This is a genomic window from Cellulosimicrobium funkei (assembly GCF_004519295.1).
Classification (GTDB): Bacteria; Actinomycetota; Actinomycetes; order Actinomycetales; family Cellulomonadaceae; genus Cellulosimicrobium; species Cellulosimicrobium funkei.
In genome coordinates, this window is sequence record NZ_SOZH01000007.1 from 271,934 (window position 1) to 291,852 (window position 19,919).

At 76.0% G+C, this 19,919-nt stretch carries 18 protein-coding genes; 9 read left to right on the plus strand and 9 right to left on the minus strand.

The window, feature by feature from the left end; genetic code table 11:
• Nucleotides 1-33: 33 nt before the first annotated feature.
• From E1O70_RS13380 to E1O70_RS13390, 3 genes are all read right to left on the minus strand, one after another.
• Complete coding sequence (locus E1O70_RS13380) at nucleotides 34-1,434, minus strand: ABC transporter substrate-binding protein (RefSeq protein ID WP_061267465.1); 1,401 nt, start codon at nucleotides 1,432-1,434, stop codon at nucleotides 34-36.
• A 109-nt stretch (nucleotides 1,435-1,543) separates the two neighbouring features.
• A complete protein-coding gene (locus E1O70_RS13385) occupies nucleotides 1,544-3,310 on the minus strand; it encodes a glycoside hydrolase family 13 protein (protein WP_082774379.1) in 1,767 nt (588 codons plus the stop codon).
• Nucleotides 3,311-3,637: 327 nt separating this feature from the next.
• The gene (locus E1O70_RS13390) at nucleotides 3,638-4,669 is read right to left on the minus strand and encodes a LacI family DNA-binding transcriptional regulator (RefSeq protein ID WP_043658239.1); all 1,032 of its coding nucleotides are present in this window, start codon (nucleotides 4,667-4,669) and stop codon (nucleotides 3,638-3,640) included.
• 132 nt (nucleotides 4,670-4,801) lie between these two features.
• Here E1O70_RS13390 and E1O70_RS13395 point away from each other — a divergent pair, with 132 nt between their 5' ends.
• The 5 genes from E1O70_RS13395 (at nucleotide 4,802) to E1O70_RS13415 (ending at nucleotide 11,499) form a co-directional block, all read left to right on the plus strand.
• Nucleotides 4,802-6,649: a beta-N-acetylhexosaminidase gene (locus E1O70_RS13395; protein ID WP_240696700.1), complete on the plus strand. Its 1,848-nt coding sequence runs from the start codon at nucleotides 4,802-4,804 to the stop codon at nucleotides 6,647-6,649.
• Nucleotides 6,646-8,298 (plus strand): N-acyl-D-amino-acid deacylase family protein, encoded by a 1,653-nt coding sequence (locus E1O70_RS13400; protein WP_061267460.1) that lies wholly within the window; start codon nucleotides 6,646-6,648, stop codon nucleotides 8,296-8,298. The genes E1O70_RS13395 and E1O70_RS13400 overlap by 4 nt, the downstream gene beginning before the upstream one ends.
• A 50-nt stretch (nucleotides 8,299-8,348) precedes the next feature.
• Entirely contained in the window at nucleotides 8,349-9,725 is a 1,377-nt protein-coding gene (locus tag E1O70_RS13405; protein ID WP_082774378.1) for an alanine racemase, read from the plus strand.
• Nucleotides 9,726-9,783: 58 nt separating this feature from the next.
• Nucleotides 9,784-10,191: a RidA family protein gene (locus tag E1O70_RS13410; RefSeq protein WP_021483739.1), complete on the plus strand. Its 408-nt coding sequence runs from the start codon at nucleotides 9,784-9,786 to the stop codon at nucleotides 10,189-10,191.
• Between the two features lie 99 nt (nucleotides 10,192-10,290).
• Entirely contained in the window at nucleotides 10,291-11,499 is a 1,209-nt protein-coding gene (locus E1O70_RS13415; RefSeq protein ID WP_061267459.1) for an AAA family ATPase, read from the plus strand.
• Nucleotides 11,500-11,555: 56 nt separating this feature from the next.
• Here the strand turns inward: E1O70_RS13415 and E1O70_RS13420 are convergent, their stop codons facing one another.
• The 3 genes from E1O70_RS13420 to E1O70_RS13430 form a co-directional block, all read right to left on the minus strand.
• Nucleotides 11,556-12,758 (minus strand): glycerate kinase, encoded by a 1,203-nt coding sequence (locus E1O70_RS13420; protein WP_128957442.1) that lies wholly within the window; start codon nucleotides 12,756-12,758, stop codon nucleotides 11,556-11,558.
• 137 nt (nucleotides 12,759-12,895) lie between these two features.
• Nucleotides 12,896-13,423 carry a MarR family winged helix-turn-helix transcriptional regulator gene (locus E1O70_RS13425; RefSeq protein ID WP_061267458.1) on the minus strand — a complete coding sequence of 176 codons (528 nt, stop codon included), beginning with the start codon at nucleotides 13,421-13,423 and terminating at the stop codon, nucleotides 12,896-12,898.
• A 59-nt stretch (nucleotides 13,424-13,482) separates the two neighbouring features.
• Nucleotides 13,483-14,244 carry an isoprenyl transferase gene (locus tag E1O70_RS13430; RefSeq protein WP_043655243.1) on the minus strand — a complete coding sequence of 254 codons (762 nt, stop codon included), beginning with the start codon at nucleotides 14,242-14,244 and terminating at the stop codon, nucleotides 13,483-13,485.
• Nucleotides 14,245-14,511: 267 nt separating this feature from the next.
• On the opposite strand from E1O70_RS13430, the gene trhA reads away from it, so the two are divergent.
• On the plus strand, nucleotides 14,512-15,285 hold the full coding sequence (trhA, locus tag E1O70_RS13435) for a PAQR family membrane homeostasis protein TrhA (RefSeq protein ID WP_083711929.1): 774 nt from the start codon (nucleotides 14,512-14,514) through the stop codon (nucleotides 15,283-15,285).
• Between the two features lie 45 nt (nucleotides 15,286-15,330).
• On the opposite strand, the gene E1O70_RS13440 is transcribed toward trhA, so the two are convergent.
• The 3 genes from E1O70_RS13440 to mca are packed head-to-tail and all read right to left on the minus strand — an operon-like array spanning nucleotide 15,331 to nucleotide 17,506.
• On the minus strand, nucleotides 15,331-16,137 hold the full coding sequence (locus tag E1O70_RS13440) for a carbon-nitrogen hydrolase family protein (RefSeq protein WP_061267457.1): 807 nt from the start codon (nucleotides 16,135-16,137) through the stop codon (nucleotides 15,331-15,333).
• 2 nt (nucleotides 16,138-16,139) lie between these two features.
• Nucleotides 16,140-16,568, minus strand: a complete 429-nt coding sequence (locus E1O70_RS19925; RefSeq protein WP_061267456.1) for a hypothetical protein — start codon at nucleotides 16,566-16,568, stop codon at nucleotides 16,140-16,142.
• Nucleotides 16,565-17,506 carry a mycothiol conjugate amidase Mca gene (gene mca / locus E1O70_RS13445; RefSeq protein WP_051028194.1) on the minus strand — a complete coding sequence of 314 codons (942 nt, stop codon included), beginning with the start codon at nucleotides 17,504-17,506 and terminating at the stop codon, nucleotides 16,565-16,567. The genes E1O70_RS19925 and mca overlap by 4 nt, the downstream gene beginning before the upstream one ends.
• A gap of 208 nt (nucleotides 17,507-17,714) precedes the next feature.
• On the opposite strand from mca, the gene E1O70_RS13450 reads away from it, so the two are divergent.
• The 3 genes from E1O70_RS13450 (at nucleotide 17,715) to E1O70_RS13460 (ending at nucleotide 19,899) form a co-directional block, all read left to right on the plus strand.
• Entirely contained in the window at nucleotides 17,715-18,149 is a 435-nt protein-coding gene (locus tag E1O70_RS13450) for a DUF4307 domain-containing protein (protein ID WP_061267455.1), read from the plus strand.
• Nucleotides 18,150-18,477: 328 nt separating this feature from the next.
• Complete coding sequence (gene greA, locus E1O70_RS13455; RefSeq protein WP_021483866.1) at nucleotides 18,478-18,960, plus strand: transcription elongation factor GreA; 483 nt, start codon at nucleotides 18,478-18,480, stop codon at nucleotides 18,958-18,960.
• Nucleotides 18,961-19,125: 165 nt separating this feature from the next.
• Complete coding sequence (locus E1O70_RS13460) at nucleotides 19,126-19,899, plus strand: hypothetical protein (protein WP_128957441.1); 774 nt, start codon at nucleotides 19,126-19,128, stop codon at nucleotides 19,897-19,899.
• Nucleotides 19,900-19,919 lie beyond the last annotated feature (20 nt).

The following is a 19,919-nucleotide window of genomic DNA, read 5'->3' on the forward strand; positions in this document are numbered from 1 at the left end:
CGCGGACGGTGTGCCCGCCCGCCCCGACGGGCGTCAGCCCTGGTCGAGCAGGGCCTGCGCCTCGGTGTTCGCCTGCTCCAGCAGCGCGTCCACGTCGGCGCTCTCGTCGGTGAGGACGGCCTGGACGACGGGGTCGAGCAGGGCGTAGATCTCCTGCGTCTTCTGCGACGGCTCACCCACGAGCGGCAGGTCGAACATCGTGTCCGTGTAGCTCGTCATCTGGTCGAGCGGGACGTTGATGTAGTCCTTGATCCACTCCTGGTTCTGCTGGTACTGCTCCGGGGAGAACATCGGCAGGACCGGGGTGCCGACGGGCTGGTCGTTCGCGACGAGCGTCTCGGCGTCGGCGACGGCGCGCTTCTCGTCGACGAGCTTGCCGAGGTAGAAGAAGTCGATCCACTTGATCGCGGCCTCCTTCTTCGCCTCGTCCACGTCCGCCGGCATCGCGGCGAGCGTGCCGCCGGTGAGGACGCCCGCGTCGTCGCCCTCGAGCGGGAGCGCCGCGAGGCCGTAGGTGGCAGGGTCGATCGCGTTCGTCTGGACGAGCGACGTGAAGACGTCCGAGCCCGACGTGTACATGGCGACCTGGCCCGCGGCGAACGCCTGGTTCATGGTCCCCCAGTCGAGGAGGAAGTTGCTCCCGAGGGAGTTGTCCTCCCAGCGCATGGCCTGGAGCCACTCGAGCGCTTCCTTGGTGCCGTCGTTCGTGAGCGTCGAGGTGGCGGTGCCGTCGTCGGCGACCTCCTGCGTCCGACCGCCGCGCGCGAACGTGTTGACCGTGAGCTGCCAGCCGCCCGTGTTGTTCTGCGACATCTGCATGTAGCCCGCGACGCCCGGGTTGGCGTCCGCGATCTTCTTCGCGTCCTCGCGGACCTCGTCCCACGTGGTCGGCGGCTGGTCGGGGTCGAGGCCGGCGGACTCGAACAGCTCCCGGTTGTAGTGCAGGCCCACGCCGTACACGTTCTTCGCGGGGATCGCATAGACGTGGCCGTCGGAGCCCGTCCCGGCCTCGAGGATCGCCGGGTTGAACTTGTCGGCGTACGGCAGGGTCCGGAACTGCTCGTCGAGGTCGGCGAGCTGACCGTTCTCGACGAGCGTCTTGGCGTCGGTGAAGGGGATCTCGAAGACGTCGGGCAGCGTGCCGCCGGCGAGCTGCGGGGCGAACGTCGTCGCCTTCCACTCGTACTCCTCCGGCTGCACGTCGATGTCCGGGTTCGCGGCCTCGAACTCCTCGACCTGCGCGTTGAAGGCGTCGATCGCCTCCTGCTCGGAGCCCGGCAGGAGGGACACCACCTTGAGGGTGACCTTCCCGTCGCCGCCCGAGCCGCTGCTCTCGTCGTCGCTGCCCGAGCCGCCGCTCGAGCACGCGGCGAGCGTGCTGAACGCGAGCGCCCCCGCGAGGGTGAGGGCGGTCGCCTGACGTGTGGACTTCATCGTCGCTCCTGGGTTCCGGTGGTGCTGGGTGGGTTACGGGGTGCTGGGTAGCGGGTGCGGGTCGGGGGCCGGGGCCCCGCGGCCCGGGTTCTCGTGGCGGTCGCCGCGGTCAGGCCCGGAGCCAGACGGCGGTGTCGGTGGGCAGGCGCGCCGCGCCCGGCGCGTCGCTCGCGCGGGGCGCGCTCCCGGGCGCGTCGCTGCGCAGGAGGACCTCGGCGTCCGCGGGGAGCGGGACGTCGTCGGGCCCGAGGTTGACGACGCACGCGACCGCGCGTCCGTCGCCGTCGCGGGGGGCCTCGCGGACGAAGGCGAGCACGTCGTCGCCGAGCACGACCCCGCCGAGCGAGTCGAGCCAGCGGAACCCGCCGGCCCGGAGCGCGGGCTCGGCCCGGCGGGTCGCGAGGACGCGCCGGTAGAGCGTGAGCACCGAGGTCTCGTCGCCGGTCTGCGCCTCGACGGAGAGCTCGCCCCAGCCGTGCGGCTGGGGCAGCCAGGGCGGCGCCCCGCCGTCGGGCCCGAAGCCGTGGCTCGTGCCGCCACGCGTCCACGGGAGCGGGACGCGGCAGCCGTCGCGGCCCGGGTCGACGCCGCCGGACCGCGCGTGCATCGGGTCCTGGATCGCGTCGAGCGGGAGGTCCTCCACCTCGGGCAGCCCGAGCTCGTCGCCCTGGTAGAGGTACAGCGAGCCGGGCAGCGCGGCGGAGAGCAGCGCGGCCGCGCGGGCCCGACGCCGCCCGGTCGCGAGGTCCGTCGGCGTGCCGAACCGCTTGGTGGCGAACGCGAACGAGCTGTCCTCGCGCCCGTAGCGCGTCACGGGTCGGGTCACGTCGTGGTTGGACAGGACCCAGGTCGCGGGGGCGGCGACCGGCGCGTGCGCGTCGAGCGTGGTCTGGACCGACTCGCGCAGCGCCTTCGCGTCCCACGGGCGGGCCATGAAGTCGAAGTTGAACGCCGTGTGCATCTCGTCCGGGCGCAGGTACCGGGCGAACCGCTCCCGGTCCGCGAGCCAGACCTCGCCCACGAGCACGCGCGGCTCGTCGTACGCGTCGGCGACAGCGCGCCACCCGCGGTAGATGTCGTGGAGCTCGTCGCGGTCGACGTGCGGGTGCTCGCCCGGGCCGGGGTGGTCCGGGACCTCGGGCAGCGCCGGGTCCTTGACGAGCTGCGCCGCCGAGTCGATGCGGATGCCCGCGGCGCCGCGGTCGAACCAGAACCGCAGGATGTCCTCGTGCTCGCGGCGCACGTCGGGGTGGTCCCAGTTGAGGTCGGGCTGCTCGGGCGCGAACACGTGGAGGTACCACTCGCCGGGCGTGCCGTCGGGGTTCGTCGTGCGCGTCCACGTGCCGCCCTGGAACTCCGAGACCCAGTGCGTCGGGACCTGCGAGCCGTCCTCGCCCCGGCCCGGGTGGAACCAGAAGCGCTCGCGCTCGGGCGACCCGGGGCCGGCCGCGAGGGCCGCGCGGAACCACTCGTGCTCGGACGAGACGTGGTTCGGGACGACGTCGACGATCGTGCGGATGCCGAGCGCGCGGGCCTCGGCGATGAGCTGCTCGGCCTCGGCGAGCGTGCCGAACTGCGGGTCGATCGCGCGGTAGTCGGCGACGTCGTAGCCGCCGTCCGCGAGCGGGGACACGTACCAGGGGGTGAACCAGATCGCGTCGACGCCGAGGTCGCGCAGGTAGCCGAGGCGCTGGCGCACGCCCGCGAGGTCGCCCGTCCCGTCGCCGTTCCCGTCCGCGAAGCTGCGCACGTACACCTGGTAGATCACGGCGCTGCGCCACCAGTCGGGCGACGAGGCCCCCGGCCGTGCCGCCGCCGCGGGGGCCGCGTCGGGGGTGGGCGCGCCGTCGGCGGCTCGGGGGTGGTTGTTGCTCACCGCGTCCTCTTCCGTGAGTGCGTGGCCGGGTGGTCGGGGTGGTCGCCCCGTCAGGTCGGCGCACGGCGTTCGATGCCGTCCGGGATGGTCCCGGGACGGCCGTCGTGCACCGGGTGCCGACCGCGCCGTCGAGCATGACAGTAACTAGTCGACAGCATCCGCGCAAGAACCCGACAGCAGCGTTATCGAAACGCTATCTCGGCTCGTTCAGACCGCGACGCCCGTCAGCCGGAGACGGGGCGGCTCCCGCCCCAGGGCAGACGACGAGAGCCCCGGTCCGGCGCGCACGAGGCGGCCGGGCCGGGGCCCAGGAGGAACGGGGTGCGGTCAGGCGACCGTCGCGTCACGACCCGTCGTGCGCGCGGCGGCTGTCGAGCCGCGCACGACGAGCTCCGGCTCGAAGAGCAGCTCGTCGCGGGAGACGTCGGCGCCCGCGATCATGCCGGCGAGCAGGTCGACGGCCGCGCGGCCCATCGGCTCGATCGGCTGGCGCACGGTCGTCAGCGCGGGGTCCGTCGAGTTCATGAGGTTCGAGTCGTCGTAGCCGACGACGGAGACGTCGGCAGGCACGTCGAGCCCCGCGCGGCGGACGGCGCGGACCGCGCCGAGCGCGAGGGGGTCGCTCGCGCACACGATCGCCGTCGCGCCGGCCTCGAGGAGCCGGTTCGCGGCGGCCTGACCGCTCTCGAGCGAGTACTGGCTGTGCACGACGAGCGCCGGGTCCAGCGCGTGGCCGTGCCGCTCGGCGAAGGCCTGCGCGGCGGCGAGCTTGCGCTCGGACGGTACGTGGTCGGCGGGGCCGAGGAGCAGGCCGACCCTCTCGTGGCCGAGGGACAGCACGTGGCCGAGCGCCTGGTTCATGGCGACGAGGTCGTCGCACGAGACGCGCGGGAAGTCGAGGTCCTCGACGGACGCGTTCATCAGCACGACGGGCAGGCCGAGCTTCTCGAGCCGGCGGAAGTGCGCGTGGTCGGCCTGGCGCTCGGCGTAGAAGCCGCCCGCGAAGATCACGCCCGACACGTGCTGCCCCAGGAGCAGGTCGATGTACTCGGCCTCCGTCACGCCGCCCGCCGTGCGCGTGCACAGCACCGGGGTGAACCCCTGCTGCGCGAGCGCGCCCCCGATGACCTCGGCGAACGCCGGGAAGATGGGGTTGACGAGCTCCGGGAGCACGAGCCCCACGAGGCGGCCGCGCTCCCCGCGCAGCTTGGTGGGCCGCTCGTAGCCGAGCACGTCGAGCGCCGTGAGAACCGCGTCCCGCGTGGCCTGCGAGACGCCGGGCTTCCCGTTGAGCACGCGGCTCACGGTGGCCTCGCTGACACCGACCTTGGTGGCGACCTCCGCCAGACGTCTCGACATGCCGTCGACTATACGTCCGGCTGCAAGCGGCTTGCGTGATCCTCCCTGCGGTCAACGCACGTTTGCGGCAGCGCCGCCCGTCCGTCCACAGCCTGGTAGGACCACACGGCGCGGGCCCGATAGGCTCGTTCGGTGTCCTTCCAAAAGGTGCCCACCTCGTCCACGGCGGACCCCGCCGGGATCCTCCCCGCCCCGGTGACGCTCGAGCCCGGCGCCGGGACGACCGTCGTCGCGGACGGGACGTCCGTCGTCGCGGACCCCGCCCTGCGCCCCGCGGCGCGCTGGTGGCGGCGCGTCACCGAGGACGCGTTCGGCCTCGACCTCGTGCCCGCCCCGGCGGGCACCGCGCCGGCCGACGGCACCCCGCCCGTGGTCTTCGCGGTCGACGACGACCTCCCGCCGTCGGGCTACCGCCTCGTCGTCGGCGACGACGGCGTCCGGGTCGGTGCGGCCGACCTCGACGGCGCGCACGCCGCGGCCCAGACCCTGCGCCAGCTCGCCGGCCCCGCCGCGTTCCGCCGCGCCCCCACCGTGACGGGCGCGGCCCAGACCCTGCGCCAGCTCGCCGGCCCCGCCGCGTTCCGCCGCGCCCCCACCGTGACGGGCGCGGGCGGTCGCGCGACGCTCGCGCTCCCCCACGTCGCGGTCACCGACCACCCGCGGTTCGCTTGGCGTGGGGTGCTGCTCGACGTCGCGCGCCACTTCCTGCCGAAGGCCGACGTCCTGCGGTTCGTCGACCTCGCCGCCGCGCACCGGCTCAACGTGCTCCAGCTCCACCTCACGGACGACCAGGGGTGGCGCGTCGAGATCGCGCGCTACCCCCGGCTCACCGAGGTGGGCGCGTGGCGGCGCGAGTCCGGGCTCGGCACCTGGCGCGCCGGCGTCGCCGACGGCCGTCCGCACGGCGGCTTCTACACGCAGGACGACCTGCGCGAGATCGTCGCGCACGCGCGCGAGCGCGGCGTCACCGTGGTCCCGGAGATCGACGCGCCGGGGCACGTGGAGGCCGCCGTCGCCGCGTACCCGGAGCTCGGCACGCGCAAGCGGCCGCACGAGGTCCGCACCACGTGGGGCGTGAGCACCGAGGTGCTCGACCCGTCGGAGGAGTCGCTGACCTTCTTCCGGCACGTGCTCGACGAGGTGCTGGAGATCTTCGACGCGCCGTTCGTCGCGATCGGCGGCGACGAGGTGCCCACGACGCTGTGGCGCGAGAACCCCGCGATCGTCGCGCGCGCGCAGGCGCTCGGGCTCGACGACGTCGGCGGGCTGCACGGCTGGTTCCTCGCGCGGCTCGCCGAGCACGTCGCGTCCCGCGGTCGGCGGGCGGTCGTGTGGGACGAGGCGTTCGGCCCCGCGCTCCCGCGCGACGTCGTCGTGACGTCGTGGCGCGGCTGGGCCGTGGGCGCGGACGCGCTCGCGGCGGGCCACGACGTCGTCATGGCGCCCGAGCAGGTCGTGTACCTCGACCACCGCGGCGGCGACACCCCGGACGAGCCCGTGCCGGTCGGTTTCCTCACCACGCTCGACGACGTGTACGCGTTCGAGCCCCTGCCGGCCGAGCTCGCGGGTGCCGCGGACGGCACGGCGGCCGGTCCCGCCACCGCTCCCGCGCCGGGCGCGCTGCTCGGCGGGCAGGCGGAGCTCTGGTCCGAGCACCTCGAGTCCGCGCGCCGCGTCGACTACGCCGCGTTCCCGCGCCTCGCGGCGTTCGCCGAGGTCATGTGGTCGCCCGAGGCCGACCGCTCCCCCGGGTCCCCCGCGGCGCGCGCGTTCCACGAGCGCCTCGTCACGCACCACCTGCCGCGCCTCGACGCGGCCGGCGTGGAGTACCGGCCGCTCGACGGGCCGCACCCGTGGCAGACCCGGCCCGGGGTCGCGGGCTGGCCGCGCGACCGCGCCGAGGAGCTCGCCGCGGGTGGCCTGCGCGGCGTCGGCGGCTGGGTCGAAGGTCGCGACGAGGACGCGGGCGGCCCGGCATGAGCGCCCTCGTGGTGCGCGGGGCGCGCCTCGTCGTGCCCGACGGCGGCCCCTCCGCCCCCGTCGACGTCACCGTGCGCGCGGGCCGGGTCGAGGGTGTCGCGCCCGCGGCCGGGACCGCTCCGGCGGACGCCGACGTGCTGGACGCGGACGGCCGCCTCCTGCTGCCCGGGTTCGTCGACGCGCACGTGCACGGGGAGGCCGCCGTGCTCGACGACGACGTGCAGCTCGCGATGCTGCGCCAGGGCGTGACGAGCGTCGTCGTCGGGCAGGACGGGGTGTCCTACGCACCCTCGCCGCGCCCGGGCGCCGACGGCGGGCCCGCGGCGTCGGGCCTGCACGACGCCGCCGCGTGGGCGAGCGGGTACTTCGCGGCGATCAACGGCGAGCACCCGACGTTCCGGGGCGGGTCCGTCGCCGACCTCCTCGCCACGTACGACGGCACGACCCGCGTCAACGTGGGCTACCTCGCCCCGCACGGCACGATCCGCTACGCGGTGCTCGGCGCCGCCGCGCGCCCCGCGACGCCCGCCGAGACGGACCGGATGCTCGCGCTGCTCGCCTCGGCGCTCGACGACGGCGCGCTCGGCCTGTCGACCGGCCTGGAGTACGTCCCCGCGACGTACGCCGACGAGGCCGAGCTCGTCGCGCTCGCGCGCGTGCTCGCGGCCCGCGGCGTGCCGCACGTGTCGCACATGCGCGGCTACGAGGACCGGGCCGGCCCGGCGTTCGCGGAGCTCGTGCGCGTCGCACGCGCGTCCGGGGTCGCGACCCACGTCTCGCACTACCACGGCCCGGCCGCGGAGCTGCTGGGGTACGTCGACGACGCGCACGCCGCGGGCCTGGACGTCACGTTCGACTCGTACCCGTACCTGCGCGGCTGCTCGATCCTGTCGATGGTGTCGCTGCCGACGTGGCTCCCCATCGCGGACGTCGACGCGACCGTCGCGGCGCTCGCCGACCCTGCGGTGCTCGAGCGCCTGCACCGCGAGCACTTCCCGCACCTGGCCGACCTGTGGCCGCGCGTGACGATGGCGGCGGTCCCGACCGGCCCCGCCGCCGGGGCCGCGCCGGGCTCGGTCGAGGACCTGTCGTGGACCGAGGGCATGACGTTGCCCGACGTCGCCGCGCGCCTGGGGCTGTCCCCCGCCGAGACCGCGGTGCGGCTGCTCGTCGCGACGCGGCTGCGCGCGTCGTGCGTCTTCGCCCAGCCGCCCACGAACTCCCCGGAGTCCGTCCGCGCCCTGCTGCGCCACCGGGCGCACGTCGGCGGGTCCGACGCGATCTACGCGCCGGTCGGGGGCGGCGGCCGCCCCCACCCGCGTGGCTGGGGCGCGTTCGCGCGCTTCCTCGCCGAGCACGTGCGTACGCTCGGGGACTGGACGTGGCACGACGCCGTCACGCACCTGTCCGCGCGGCCCGCCGCGCGCTTCGGGCTCGCCGGGCGCGGCGCGGTCGTCCCGGGGGCGGTCGCGGACCTCGCGCTCGTCGACCCCGACCGCGTGCGCGACGAGGCGACGTACGAGGACCCGCGCCGCCCGGCGTCGGGCGTGGACGACGTGCTCGTCGCGGGCGTGCGCGTCCTGCGCGACGGCGCGCTCACCGACGCGCTCCCGGGCCGCCCGCTGCGCCCGGGCGCCCCGGCGGCGTGAGCCTCCCCCCTGCACCCGTCCACGAGAGCCCCGTCCCCGAGGAGGACCCCATGACCGGCACGACGCACGACGCCGCGCGGCCCGCACCCGACCGCCCCTGGGCGCGCGACGTCGTCGGGCCCCGGACCAAGGGCCTGCGGCTCCCGGCCGGGACCACCGTCGCGGACGTGCTCGCGGGCTCGCCGCGCGTCACCGACGCCGCGTTCTCCTGGCCGCTGCTCACGCTCGACGACGCGGCGCTCGACCACAACGTCGGCACCGTCGCGCGCGTGTGCGCCGAGCGCGGGGTCGAGCACGCGCCGCACGTGAAGACGACGATGTCGCGCGCGCTTTACGCGCGCCAGGCCGCGGCCGGGGCGTGGGGCGCGACGGTCGCGACGCCGTCCCAGCTGCGCACGGTGCGCGACTGGGGCGTGCCGCGCGTGCTGCTCGCCAACGAGCTGCTCGACCCGCGCGAGATCGCGTGGCTGCGCGACGACCTGGCGCGCGCCGAGGCCGCGGGCGGCGACGACGAGGTGTGGCTGTGCGTCGACTCGCCGCACGGGGTCGACCTGCTCGCCCGCGGGTTCGCCGACGCCCCGGCCGGCGTCCGCGCGCGCCTCGGCGTGCTCGTCGAGCTCGGCGTCCCCGGCGGGCGCACCGGCGTCCGCAGCACCGCCGCGGCGCTCGACCTCGCGCGCGCGGTCCGCGCGTCGGGCCTGCGCCTGCTCGGCGCGACGGGGTACGAGGGCTCGGTCGCGGGCGGCACGACCGACGACGAGCTCGCCGCCGTCGGCGCCTGGTGCGACGGGCTGCGCGCGCTCGGCGCCGCGTTCGTGCGCGAAGGTCTCGCGGGCGTCGCCGAGCCGCTCGTGCTGTCGGCGGGCGGCAGCTCGTTCCTCGACGTCGTGCTCGCCGGGCTGCCCGGCCCCGTCCCCGGCGCGGACGGGCGCGAGGTCGAGGTCCGCGTCGTCGTGCGCTCGGGCGCGTACGTGACGCACGACCACGGCTTCTACTCGCGCACCGACCCGTGGAGCCGCATCCCCGGCGCGGAGCCGCTGCGCGCCGCCGCGACCGTCTGGGGCCAGGTGCTCTCCGTCCCGGAGCCCGGGCTCGCGGTCTGCGGCATCGGGCGCCGCGACGTCTCGTTCGACATCGACCTGCCCGTCGCGCTCTGGCTGCGCTCGCAGTCCGAGGACGGCTGGCTCGCCCCCCGCGAGCTCGCCGGCACCCGTGTCACCGCGCTCAACGACCAGCACCTCTACCTCGCGCTGGACGCGGACGAGGCCGGCGCCGGGCAGGTCGGCGGCCCCGCCACCGCCCAGGTCCGCCCGGGCGACGTCGTCGGCTTCGGCATCTCCCACCCCTGCACGACGTTCGACCGGTGGCGCGTCGCCGCCGTCGTGCGGGGCGACGAGGTCGTGGACCTCGCGACGATCGACCTCTGACCCAGCGCTGACCCACCCCGAACCCGCACGACACCCGGACACCCCGAGAGGACCCCGCATGACCACCGAGAAGACCGCGATCTCCACCCCCGACGCCCCCGCCCCCGCGCACACGTTCCACCAGGGCGTGCGCAAGGGACCGTTCGTCCAGGTCTCGGGCCAGGGGCCCGTCGACCCGGCGACGAACGAGTACCTCTACCCCGGCGACGTCGCCGCGCAGACCACGCGCACGCTCGAGAACGTGCGCGCGATCGTCGAGGCGTCCGGCGCCACGTTCGACGACGTCGTCATGCTCCGCGTGTACCTCACGAAGCGCGAGGACTTCCCGATCATGAACGACGCCTACGGCGCGTTCGTCGCGCAGCACACCACGAAGGGCGTGCTCCCCAGCCGCACCACGGTGTTCACGGGTCTGCCGCGCGAGGAGATGCTCGTCGAGATCGACGCGTTCGCGATCACCGACTGACGCGCCACGCGGCCCGACGCCGCCTCGCCGCGCACCGCGCCGGGTCCCCGCGCCGCCGCGTGGGACCCGGCGCGTAGCGTGCCGGGCGGGAGGTGACCGATGCTCGCGACGATCGCGGTGGAGGGCTACCGCTCGCTGCGGAGCCTCGTGCTGCCGCTCGGGCGGCTCACGGTCGTGACCGGGGCGAACGGGACCGGCAAGTCGAGCCTGTACCGCGCGCTGCGCCTGCTGTCCGGGTGCGCGCTGGGCGGCGCCGTCGGGGCGGTGGCCCGCGAGGGCGGGCTGCGGTCGACGCTCTGGGCCGGGCCCGAGCAAGGCGGGCGGGCCGCGCGCGGGGGCGGCGCGGTCCAGGGCATGCGCCGCACGGCGCCCGTCGCGCTGCGCCTCGGCTTCGCAGGGGCCAACCCGGACGACCTCGGCTACGCGGTGGACCTCGGCCTGCCGCAGCACCCGGGCTCGGCGTTCGCCCTCGACCCGGAGATCAAGGTCGAGACCGTCTGGTCGGGGCCCGTCCCGCGGCCCGCGACGCTCCAGGTCGAGCGGCGCGGACCGGCCGTCCGCGTGCGCGACGACGCCGGCCGCTGGCAGTCCTCACCCGCGCGCCTGCGCCCCTTCGACAGCGTGCTCACCGAGCTCGTCGACCCGGTGGGCGCGCCGGAGGTCGTCGCGGTGCGCGAGCGCCTGCGGTCGTGGCGCTTCTACGACCAGCTGCGCACCGACGCCGACGCCCCGGCGCGCTCGCCGCAGCTCGGCACCCGCACGCCCGTCCTCGCGCACGACGGCGCGGACCTCGCCGCGGCGCTGGAGACGGTGCGCGACCTGGGCCGCGGGGACGAGCTCGACGACGCCGTCGCCCGGGCTTTCCCCGGCAGCCGGCTCGCGGTGCACGCCGACGACGGCAGGTTCGAGGTCGCCTTCCACCAGGACGGGCTGCTCCGGCCGCTCACCGGCGCCGAGCTGAGCGACGGGACGCTGCGCTACCTGTTCCTCGTCGCCGCGCTGCTCTCGCCGCGACCGCCCGAGCTCCTCGTGCTCAACGAGCCGGAGACGAGCCTGCACCCCGACCTCCTGCCCGCGCTCGGCGCGCTCGTGCACGCGGCGGGCCGCGAGACGCAGGTCGTGGTCGTCACGCACGCGCCGCCGCTCGTCGAGGCGCTGCGCGACGCCGCCGCGTCGGGCCCGGCGGACCTGCCCGGCGCGGACGAGCTCGTGGAGGTCGAGCTCGTGCGGTCACCGTTCGGCGAGACGACGGTCGCCGGGCGCGAGGGACTCCTCGACCAGCCCGCGTGGGGCTGGCCGAAGCGCTGACGGCGGCACCGTCCCCCGGGTCGGCCCCCGGGAGCCGGCCCGGTGCGCGGCGCCCGTCAGCGCCGCGACGCGACGTGCAGGCTCGTGACGGTCGCCGCGAGGTCGACGAGGCGGGACGCCGTGCGGTCGAGCAGCTCGTCGAGCGCGATGGGCCCGGGCGCGATGCTGAACGCCGCGGCGATCCCGGCCTCGCGCGCCTGGTGCGCGGGCAGCAGCACCCGGCCCGCGAGCACGACGACCGGAGGCCGGTGCGGCGCCTCCGCCGCGAGGGCGCCCATCGCGTCCGCGACCTTCCCGTTGACGGACTGCGAGTCGAACGACCCCTCGCCCGTGACGACGAGGTCGGCAGCGCGGACGGCAGCGGGCAGCCCGACCGCCTCGGCGACGAGGCGCGCGCCCGGCTCGAGCTCGGCGCCGAGGACGCCGACCATGCCCGCGGGCACGCCGCCCGCGGCGCCCGCACCCGCGAGCTCCGCCACGTCGACGCCGGTCTCCTGCACGAGGACTCCCGCCCAGCGCCGCAGCGCGTCGTCGAGGAACGCCACGTCCGCCGGCTGGGCGCCCTTCTGCGGTCCGAACACGTGCGCCGCGCCCCGCTCGCCGTGCAGGGGGTTGGTGACGTCGACCGCGAGGCGCCAGCGGACCTCGCGCGCCCGCGGGTGCAGGCCGGACAGGTCGAGCCGCGCGACCCGTGCGAGGCCCTCCCCGCCGTCGGGAACGGGTGCGCCGTCGGCGTCGAGGAGCCGCGCGCCGAGGCCGGTGAGGATGCCCGCGCCGCCGTCGGTGGACGCCGAGCCGCCGAGGCACACGATCACCTCGTCGACGCCCGCGTCGAGCACGGCGGCCGCCGCGGCGCCCGTGCCGCGGGTGTGCGCGTGCAGGGGCTGGAGCGCGACGTCGCTCACCTGGGGCAGCCCGCTCGCCTCGGCGAGCTCGACCACGCCGAGGCGGCCGTCGGCCGAGACCCCGTACCGCGCGGTGCGGGGACGGCCGATCGCGTCGACCGTGGAGACCTCGCGGGCCGGGACGCCCCACACGGCGAGCAGGGCCTCGAGCGTGCCCTCGCCGCCGTCGGCCATGGGGAGCTCGACGACCTCCGCGTCGGGGACGACGCTGCGCACGCCCGTCGCGACGGCGCGCGCGACGTCGGCGGCGCTCAGGCTGCCCTTGAACGAGTCGGGCGCGACGACGACGCGCAGCGGGCCGTCGGCACGGGGTCCGGGGACGGAGTTCGGGGTGGTGCTCGGCGTTGAGGACACGCTCGCATCCTAGGCAGGCCGACGCGCGACGGCCCGTAGCGGAAGGGACGGACCGGACGTGTTCCGCGCCACAGCGCCGAGCCCGCGAGGCCGGTGCCCAGACGGCCGGGGCGGCCGCGTCGTCCGTGGGCGCGCGCTCAGGCGCCCGGGGCGCCCGCTGCGCGTCCCGGCGCGGCGTCCGGGATGTCCGGCTGCGCGGCGCGCAGCCGCTCGAGCAGCTCGCCGAGCGTCGCGAGGTCGGCGTCGTCGAGCGCGCCGCCCACGTACGTCGCGATGGCCCGGGCGTGCGCGCGGCCGGTCGCGCGCTGGAGGTCGCGGCCCGTCGAGGTGAGCCGGACGAGCGTGCCCCGCGCGTCGTCCGGCGGGGTCGCCCGGTCGACGAGGCCGCGCGCCGCGAGCCGGTCCACCATGCGGCTCAGCGAGGGCTGGCTGAGCAGGATGTACGCGTTGAGGTCGCGCAGCCGCATCCCGTCCTCGGGGCCCTTCGTCAGCGAGAACAGCACGTCGTACTCGCGCAGGGTCAGGCCGTCCCAGACCGGGTCGGACTGCAGCCGCCGCATGATCGCGACCTGGGCCCGGAAGAGGGACTCCCACGTCTCGACGGCGAGGCGCGCGCTCCCGGGGCCCGGCTCGGGGCCCGCGTCGTCGGCGTGCTGCTGCGTCATGTCGCCCCCGGACGGCTCGGTCGATGCGTTCGCATCGACCCTACCCGCCGGGTGGCCGGTCAGCGGCCCAGGCGGCGTTCGCGCTGCGAGTACGCGCGCAGCGCGCGCAGGTAGTCGACGCGACGGAAGTCGGGCCAGTACGCCTCGCAGAAGTAGAACTCCGAGTGCGCGCTCTGCCAGAGCAGGAAGCCGCCGAGGCGCTGCTCGCCCGACGTGCGGATGACGAGCTCCGGGTCCGGCTGGCCCTTGGTGTAGAGGTGCTCCTCGATGTGCTCGACGTCGAGGTTCTCCGCGAGGTCCTGCAGGCGCGCGCCCGCGGCGGCCTGCTCGCGCAGGTACGACCGCACGGCGTCGGCGATCTCGTGGCGCCCGCCGTAGCCGATCGCGACGTTGACCTGGAGCCCGTCGACGGCGGCCGTGCGCTGCTGGGCGTCGCGCAGCGCCGCCGTGAGCCGCTCGGGCAGCAGGTCGAGCCGGCCCATGACCCGCAGGCGCCAGCGGCCCGTCTCGGCGAGGTCGCGCACGGCGTCCTCGATGATGTCGAGCAGCGCCGACAGCTCCTCCTGCGACCGCGACAGGTTGTCGGTCGAGAGCATCCACAGCGTGACGACCTCGACGCCGAGGTCCTCGCTCCAGCCCAGGAACTCCGTGATCTTGTCGGCGCCCCGGCGGTGCCCGGTCGCCGTCGACTCCCCGAACGAGCGCGCCCACCGCCGGTTGCCGTCGAGGATGACGCCCACGTGGCGCGGGACGCTCTCGCGCGAGAGGGTCGCCGCGAGGCGACGCTCGTAGAGTCCGTAGACGGGGCGGGGCAGGCGCACGCTGGTTCCTCGGCGATGGGCGGACGGGGACGCCCGGCGGGCACGCCCCCGGTACGGGGCGCTCGGGCCGAACCCGCACACGCTACCGCTCGTCCGTGCCCGGTCCGGCGGGCCCGGACCGCTCCGCGCGCCCCTGCCCAGGATCTTCACACCGCGAGGCGGGGACCGGTCGCGAACCTACGTTGGCGTAACTTACGATGGCGTAGGTTGGCGTGGGAGCCCCGCGCCGGCCTCTTCCGTGCCCGGACACACCACCGAGGAGACGTCGTGGACCGACCGACCGACCGCGACCGCACCCCGAGCGCGCCGCCCGCCGACCCGGGCCCGGCGCACGCACCCGGCACCGACGCGCTCGACTCCGTCCGCGAGAACGTGGGCGACGCGGTCGCGAAGGTCGCCGAGGTCGTCAAGCCGCGCCTGCGCGGCTGGATCCACGCGGGGACGTTCCCCCTCGCGCTCGTCGCGAGCATCGTCCTCGTCGTCGTCGCGCCGCCCGTCGCCGGCAAGGTCGCGACCGCGGTCTTCGGCCTCAGCGCGTGCCTGCTGTTCGGCACGAGCGCCGTGTACCACCGCGGCACGTGGTCGCCCCGCGTCGCGGGCGTGCTCCGCCGCGCCGACCACTCGAACATCTTCCTCATCATCGCGGGCACCTACACGCCCCTCGCCGTGCTCCTGCTCCCCCAGCGGACAGCGACGATCCTGCTCGCGATCGTGTGGAGCGGGGCCCTGCTCGGCCTCCTCGCCCGGATCCTGTGGCTCGACGCCCCGCGGTGGGTGTACGTCCCGATCTACGTCGCGCTCGGGTGGGTCGCGGTGGGCTACATGCCGCAGTTCTGGACGACGACGAACGGCCCGGCGATCGTCTGGCTCGTCGCCGTCGGCGGCCTCGCCTACACGCTGGGCGCCGTCGTCTACGGCATCAAGAAGCCCAACCCCAGCCCGCGCTGGTTCGGCTTCCACGAGATCTTCCACGTGCTCACCGTCGTCGGCTACGGGTGCCACTACGCCGCGATCCTCATCGCGGCGCTCGCCGCGCGCTGAGCGCCCGCCGCGGGCGGAGTGCCCACCCGGGCGCCCCGCGCCGGCTCAGTCCTTCGGGACGACGACGTAGCGCCGGTTCGCGAGCGACGGGTTGCGCTCGCGCACCGCGGCCAGCGCGGCCGGGTCGAGGTCCGCGCTACGCAGCTCCGCGCGCTCGCCGAGCTCCAGCCCCACCTGGCCGTCGGGACCGACGAGCAGGGAGCGCCCGGTCACGCCCCGGCCCGCCTGGCCGACGGCGAGCACGACGGCGGTGTTCTCGATCGCGCGGGCCCGCGCGAGGGTGCGCCACTGGTCCGCCTTGAGCTCGCCCGCCGCCCACGCGGCCGGCACCACCAGCACGTCGGCGCCCGCGTCCACGAGGCGCCGCGCGCTCTCCGGGAAGCGCAGGTCGTAGCAGGTCATCACGCCGAACGTCAGGTCGCCGACGCGCAGCACGAGCGGGGGCGCGGCCGGGTCCCCGGCGTCGAGCCGGTCCGACTCGCGGTGACCGAAGGCGTCGTAGAGGTGCACCTTGCGGTACGTGCCCACGAGGTCGCCCGCGGCGTCGACCGCCACGACGACGTTGACCGCCCGGCCGGGCGCGCTGCCCGGCACGAGGGTCCCCGCCACGACCGCGACACCGTGCTCGCGCGCGAGCCGGCGCAACGTGCCGACGAACGGCCCGTCCAGCGGCTCCGCGTGCTCCGCGCCGGTGCCGCGCGGGTCGAACGCCGCGGCATACTCCGGCAGCACGAGCAGGTCGGCGCGCACGCGCGCCGCCTCCCGGAACGCCGCGCCGACCGTCACGAGGTTCGCGGCGCGGTCGGCCGAGACCTCGAGCTGCCCGATCGTGACGCGAGCGCCGGTCGCCACGGTCAGCCCTGCCGCTCCGGGCCGCTCTCGTCCGGGCCGCGCGCGTCGCGGGTGCCGCCGGACGTGGAGCTGTCCGGCGCGGCGCCGTCGGACGCGGAGCCGTCCGGTCCGGAGCCGGCGGTCGCGGAGCCGGCGGGGGTCTCCGGGGCGGTCGCGTCGACCGGGCCGTCCGGGCCGATCCCCTGGGTCTCGGCGTTGTGCCGCATGCGTCGGAGCTGGCGCGAGAGCCCGAAGAACAGGGCGACGGTCGCGACCGCCACCGCGAAGATCGCGAGGAAACCGGCGAGACCGGGCGACACGTCGTTCGGATCCAGGTCCTCGCGCAGCGGGTCGTCCGACGGGCTCGGCGTCGCGGTCTCCGCGACGACGTCCGCCGCCCAGCCCGGGCCGCCCGCGAGCGTCGGCACGTCGAGGAAGGGTGCCGCGCTCACGAGGCCACCTCCTCGCCCGCGACGAGCTCCCGCACGCCGGCGAACAGGTCGTCCTCCGGCAGGTCCGTCGGGACGCGCGACTCCGCGAGCTCGAACTCCTCGAACGGCCACACGTCGACCTCGAGGTCGCGTGGGATCGCGAAGAAGAAGCCCTCCGGGTCGATCTGCGACGCGTGCGCGATGAGCGCCGCGTCACGCTGGGCGTAGTAGCGCGCCACGTGGACGCGCGTCGTGACCTCGCGCTCGGGGATCTCCCGCGCGGACCGCGACTCGACCCAGTCGCCGAACGGCGACTCCAGGCCCGCGCCCTGCATCGCCTCGTGGAGCGTGCGGATGCGGTTCATCGAGAAGTCGTGGTTGTAGTACAGCTTGAGCGGCGACCAGGGCGCCGCGCCGCCCTCCCGGCGGTAGCGCTCCGGGTCGCCCGCGGCGTGGAACGCCTCGAACGCGACGCGGTGGCACATGACGTGGTCCGGGTGCGGGTAGCCGCCCGACGGGTCGTACGTCGTGACGACGTGCGGACGGAACTCGCGCACGAGCTCGACCAGCGGCGCGGCCGCCTCCTCGAGCGGCACGAGACCGAACGAGCCCTCGGGCAGCGGCGGCAGCGGGTCCCCCTCGGGCAGCCCCGAGTCGACGAACCCGAGCCACTGCTGCCGGACGCCGAGCGCGCGCGCCGCGGCGGCCATCTCGACGCGACGCAGGGCACGCATGCCCTCGATGTCCGCCGGGCCCTCGCCGAAGCTCGGGTTGAGGATGTCGCCACGCTCGCCCCCGGTGCACGTGGCGACGAGCACGTCCACGCCCTCGGCCGCGTAGCGCGCCGTCGTCGCGGCGCCCTTGCTCGACTCGTCGTCGGGATGCGCGTGCACGGCCAGGAGACGGAGCGTCTCCGGCTGCTCGCGGTGGGTGGTCGATCCGGCCGCGGGTTCGGCCACTGGTCCTCCCGGGTGCGTCGTACGTCTCCTCGCGCGGCCCGGGACGCGGCACAGGACGCCGTGGGTGCACGACGAGGGCCGGGGCTCTGCGAAGATGGGTCGAGGACATGATCCACCACCGCGCCCACACCTGACGAACCGCCGACCACCGCCGGCACCCGCCGGGCCCGCGACCGGGGCGCGGCGGCACCGACCACGGGACCGCACCATGACGAACGAGACCACCGCCCCGCAGCCGAGCCCGAGCACGCCCCTGCGCCCTCCGGCGGGCCGGTACGGGCCCGAGCCCACCGAGCGGCGTCGGCGCCTGGCGGTCGTCGGGATCGTGCTCGTCGCGGTCGTCGGGCTCGCGATCACGTTCGTCATCGGGCTGCGCTACGCGAACGAGCCGGTGCGCTTCAAGGACTTCGGGTACACCGTCGTCAGCCCGGAGCGCGTGGACGTCACGTTCGAGGTGTACATGGACCCCGGCACGACGGCGACGTGCACCCTGGACGCACTCGCCGAGAGCTACGCGCAGGTCGGCACGGTCGACGTGACGGTCGGCCCCGTCGAGGTCACGGAGTCCCGCTACACCGTGAGCGTCGCGACGTCGGAGCTCGCCACGACGGGGATCGTCCAGTCCTGCCGCCCGGCTCCCTGAGCCGCCCGGCCGTCGTGCGGACCAGCCGCCGCACTCCCGGCCGTCGTGCCGGCGGACCGCCCCGCCCCGCGCCGTCCGCACCTCGTGCTTTGCTATCCTGAGGGATTCCCGCACCCGACCGCGTGCGGCCCGCGGCCGGTGCTCGTGACAGGCGACCGACCATCGGGCGACCCGGCGGTCCGGCGGGAACCAGTCCTCCGCGCTGCCACCCGGGCAGCGTCACCGACCCGGGCAGGCAGGCGCTCGCGTGAGCACGCGCCCCGGCTGCCCGTCTCTGCACGGCCGTGCCCGGCGCGACCGTCGAACCATGGAAAGGAAGGAGCGAACCGTGACCGACACCACCGTCACCTGGCTGACCCAGGAGGCGCACGACAGGCTGCAGGCCGAGCTCGCCCACCTGTCCGGCGAGGGCCGCACCGAGATCGCGGAGCGCATCGCCGCCGCCCGTGACGAGGGCGACCTCAAGGAGAACGGCGGCTACCACGCCGCCCGCGAGGAGCAGGCCAAGAACGAGGCCCGCATCCGCGAGCTCACCGAGAAGCTGCGCAACGTGCGCATCGGCACGCCGCCGGACGACGGCAAGGTCGAGGCCGGCATGGTCGTCACGGCCGTCGTCGCGGGCGACGAGATGACGTTCCTCCTCGGCTCGCGCGAGATCGCCGGCACGACGGACCTCGACGTGTACTCGCCGACGTCTCCGCTCGGTGCCGCGATCGACGGCAAGACCGTCGGCGACGAGACCAGCTACACCGCTCCGAACGGCAACGAGATCGCCGTGAAGATCACCGCCGCGAAGCCCTTCGAGGGCTGACGCGCCCCCGGCGGCCGCGACGCCGCCGGGCGAGACGTGAGAAGTGGCCCCTCCGACACGTGTCGGAGGGGCCACTTCTCGCTTCTCGGCAGCTCTCGTCTGCTTCGTCCACAGGTCTTGGCCGTTCCTCGGCAGGTCGGGGGTGTGCTCGGGGACACTCTCGGCATGCCCGTCCCGGTGCCCGACCCGCCGTTCGTCGTCGCCGAGGCGCTCCGCCTCGGCGTGAGCCGGAAGCAGCTGCGCTCACCGCGGCTCCACGCCCCGGTGCGGGGCGTCCGCATGGACGCCGCCCGGCGCGACGACCTGCGGTCCGTCGCCGCCGCCGTCCGGCTCGCGCTCCCGCGCGCGGCCGCCTTCTCCCACACCACCGCTGCCGCGCTGTGGGACCTGCCGCTCCCGCCCGGCGTGTCCGGCCTCTCTCCGCTGCACGTCTCGGGGCCACCCGGCACGCGACCCCTCGACGCGACCGGTGTCGTCACGCACGTCGGCCTGCCGGGGCGCGACGTCGTCGTCCGGCACGAGCTCGCCGTGACCGGCCCGGACAGGACCGTCGCCGACCTGGCGGCGCTCGTCGCCGCGGGCGGGCACGGTCTCACCGAGACGGACCTCGTCGTCGTCCTGGACGCGGTCCTCGGCGCCCGGGGACGAGCCCGCCCGTACCCCCGCGACCGGCTCGAGGCGCGCGTGCACCTGCCGCGCGGTCGACGCGGGGTCGTGCCGCTCGCGTCCGCGCTCCACCGTTCCCGCCGTTTCGTGGACTCCCCCATGGAGACGCTGCTGCGCCTCCGGCTGGTCGACTCGGGCTTCCCCTGCCCGGTCGTCGGGGCCGACGTCGTCGACGACGACGGACGCTGGCTCGCACGACCCGACCTGTGCTGGCCCGAGCTCCGCATCGCGGTGGAGTACGACGGCCGGCACCACCTGACCTCCGCGCGGTAGCGCCTGAACGACGTCGCGCG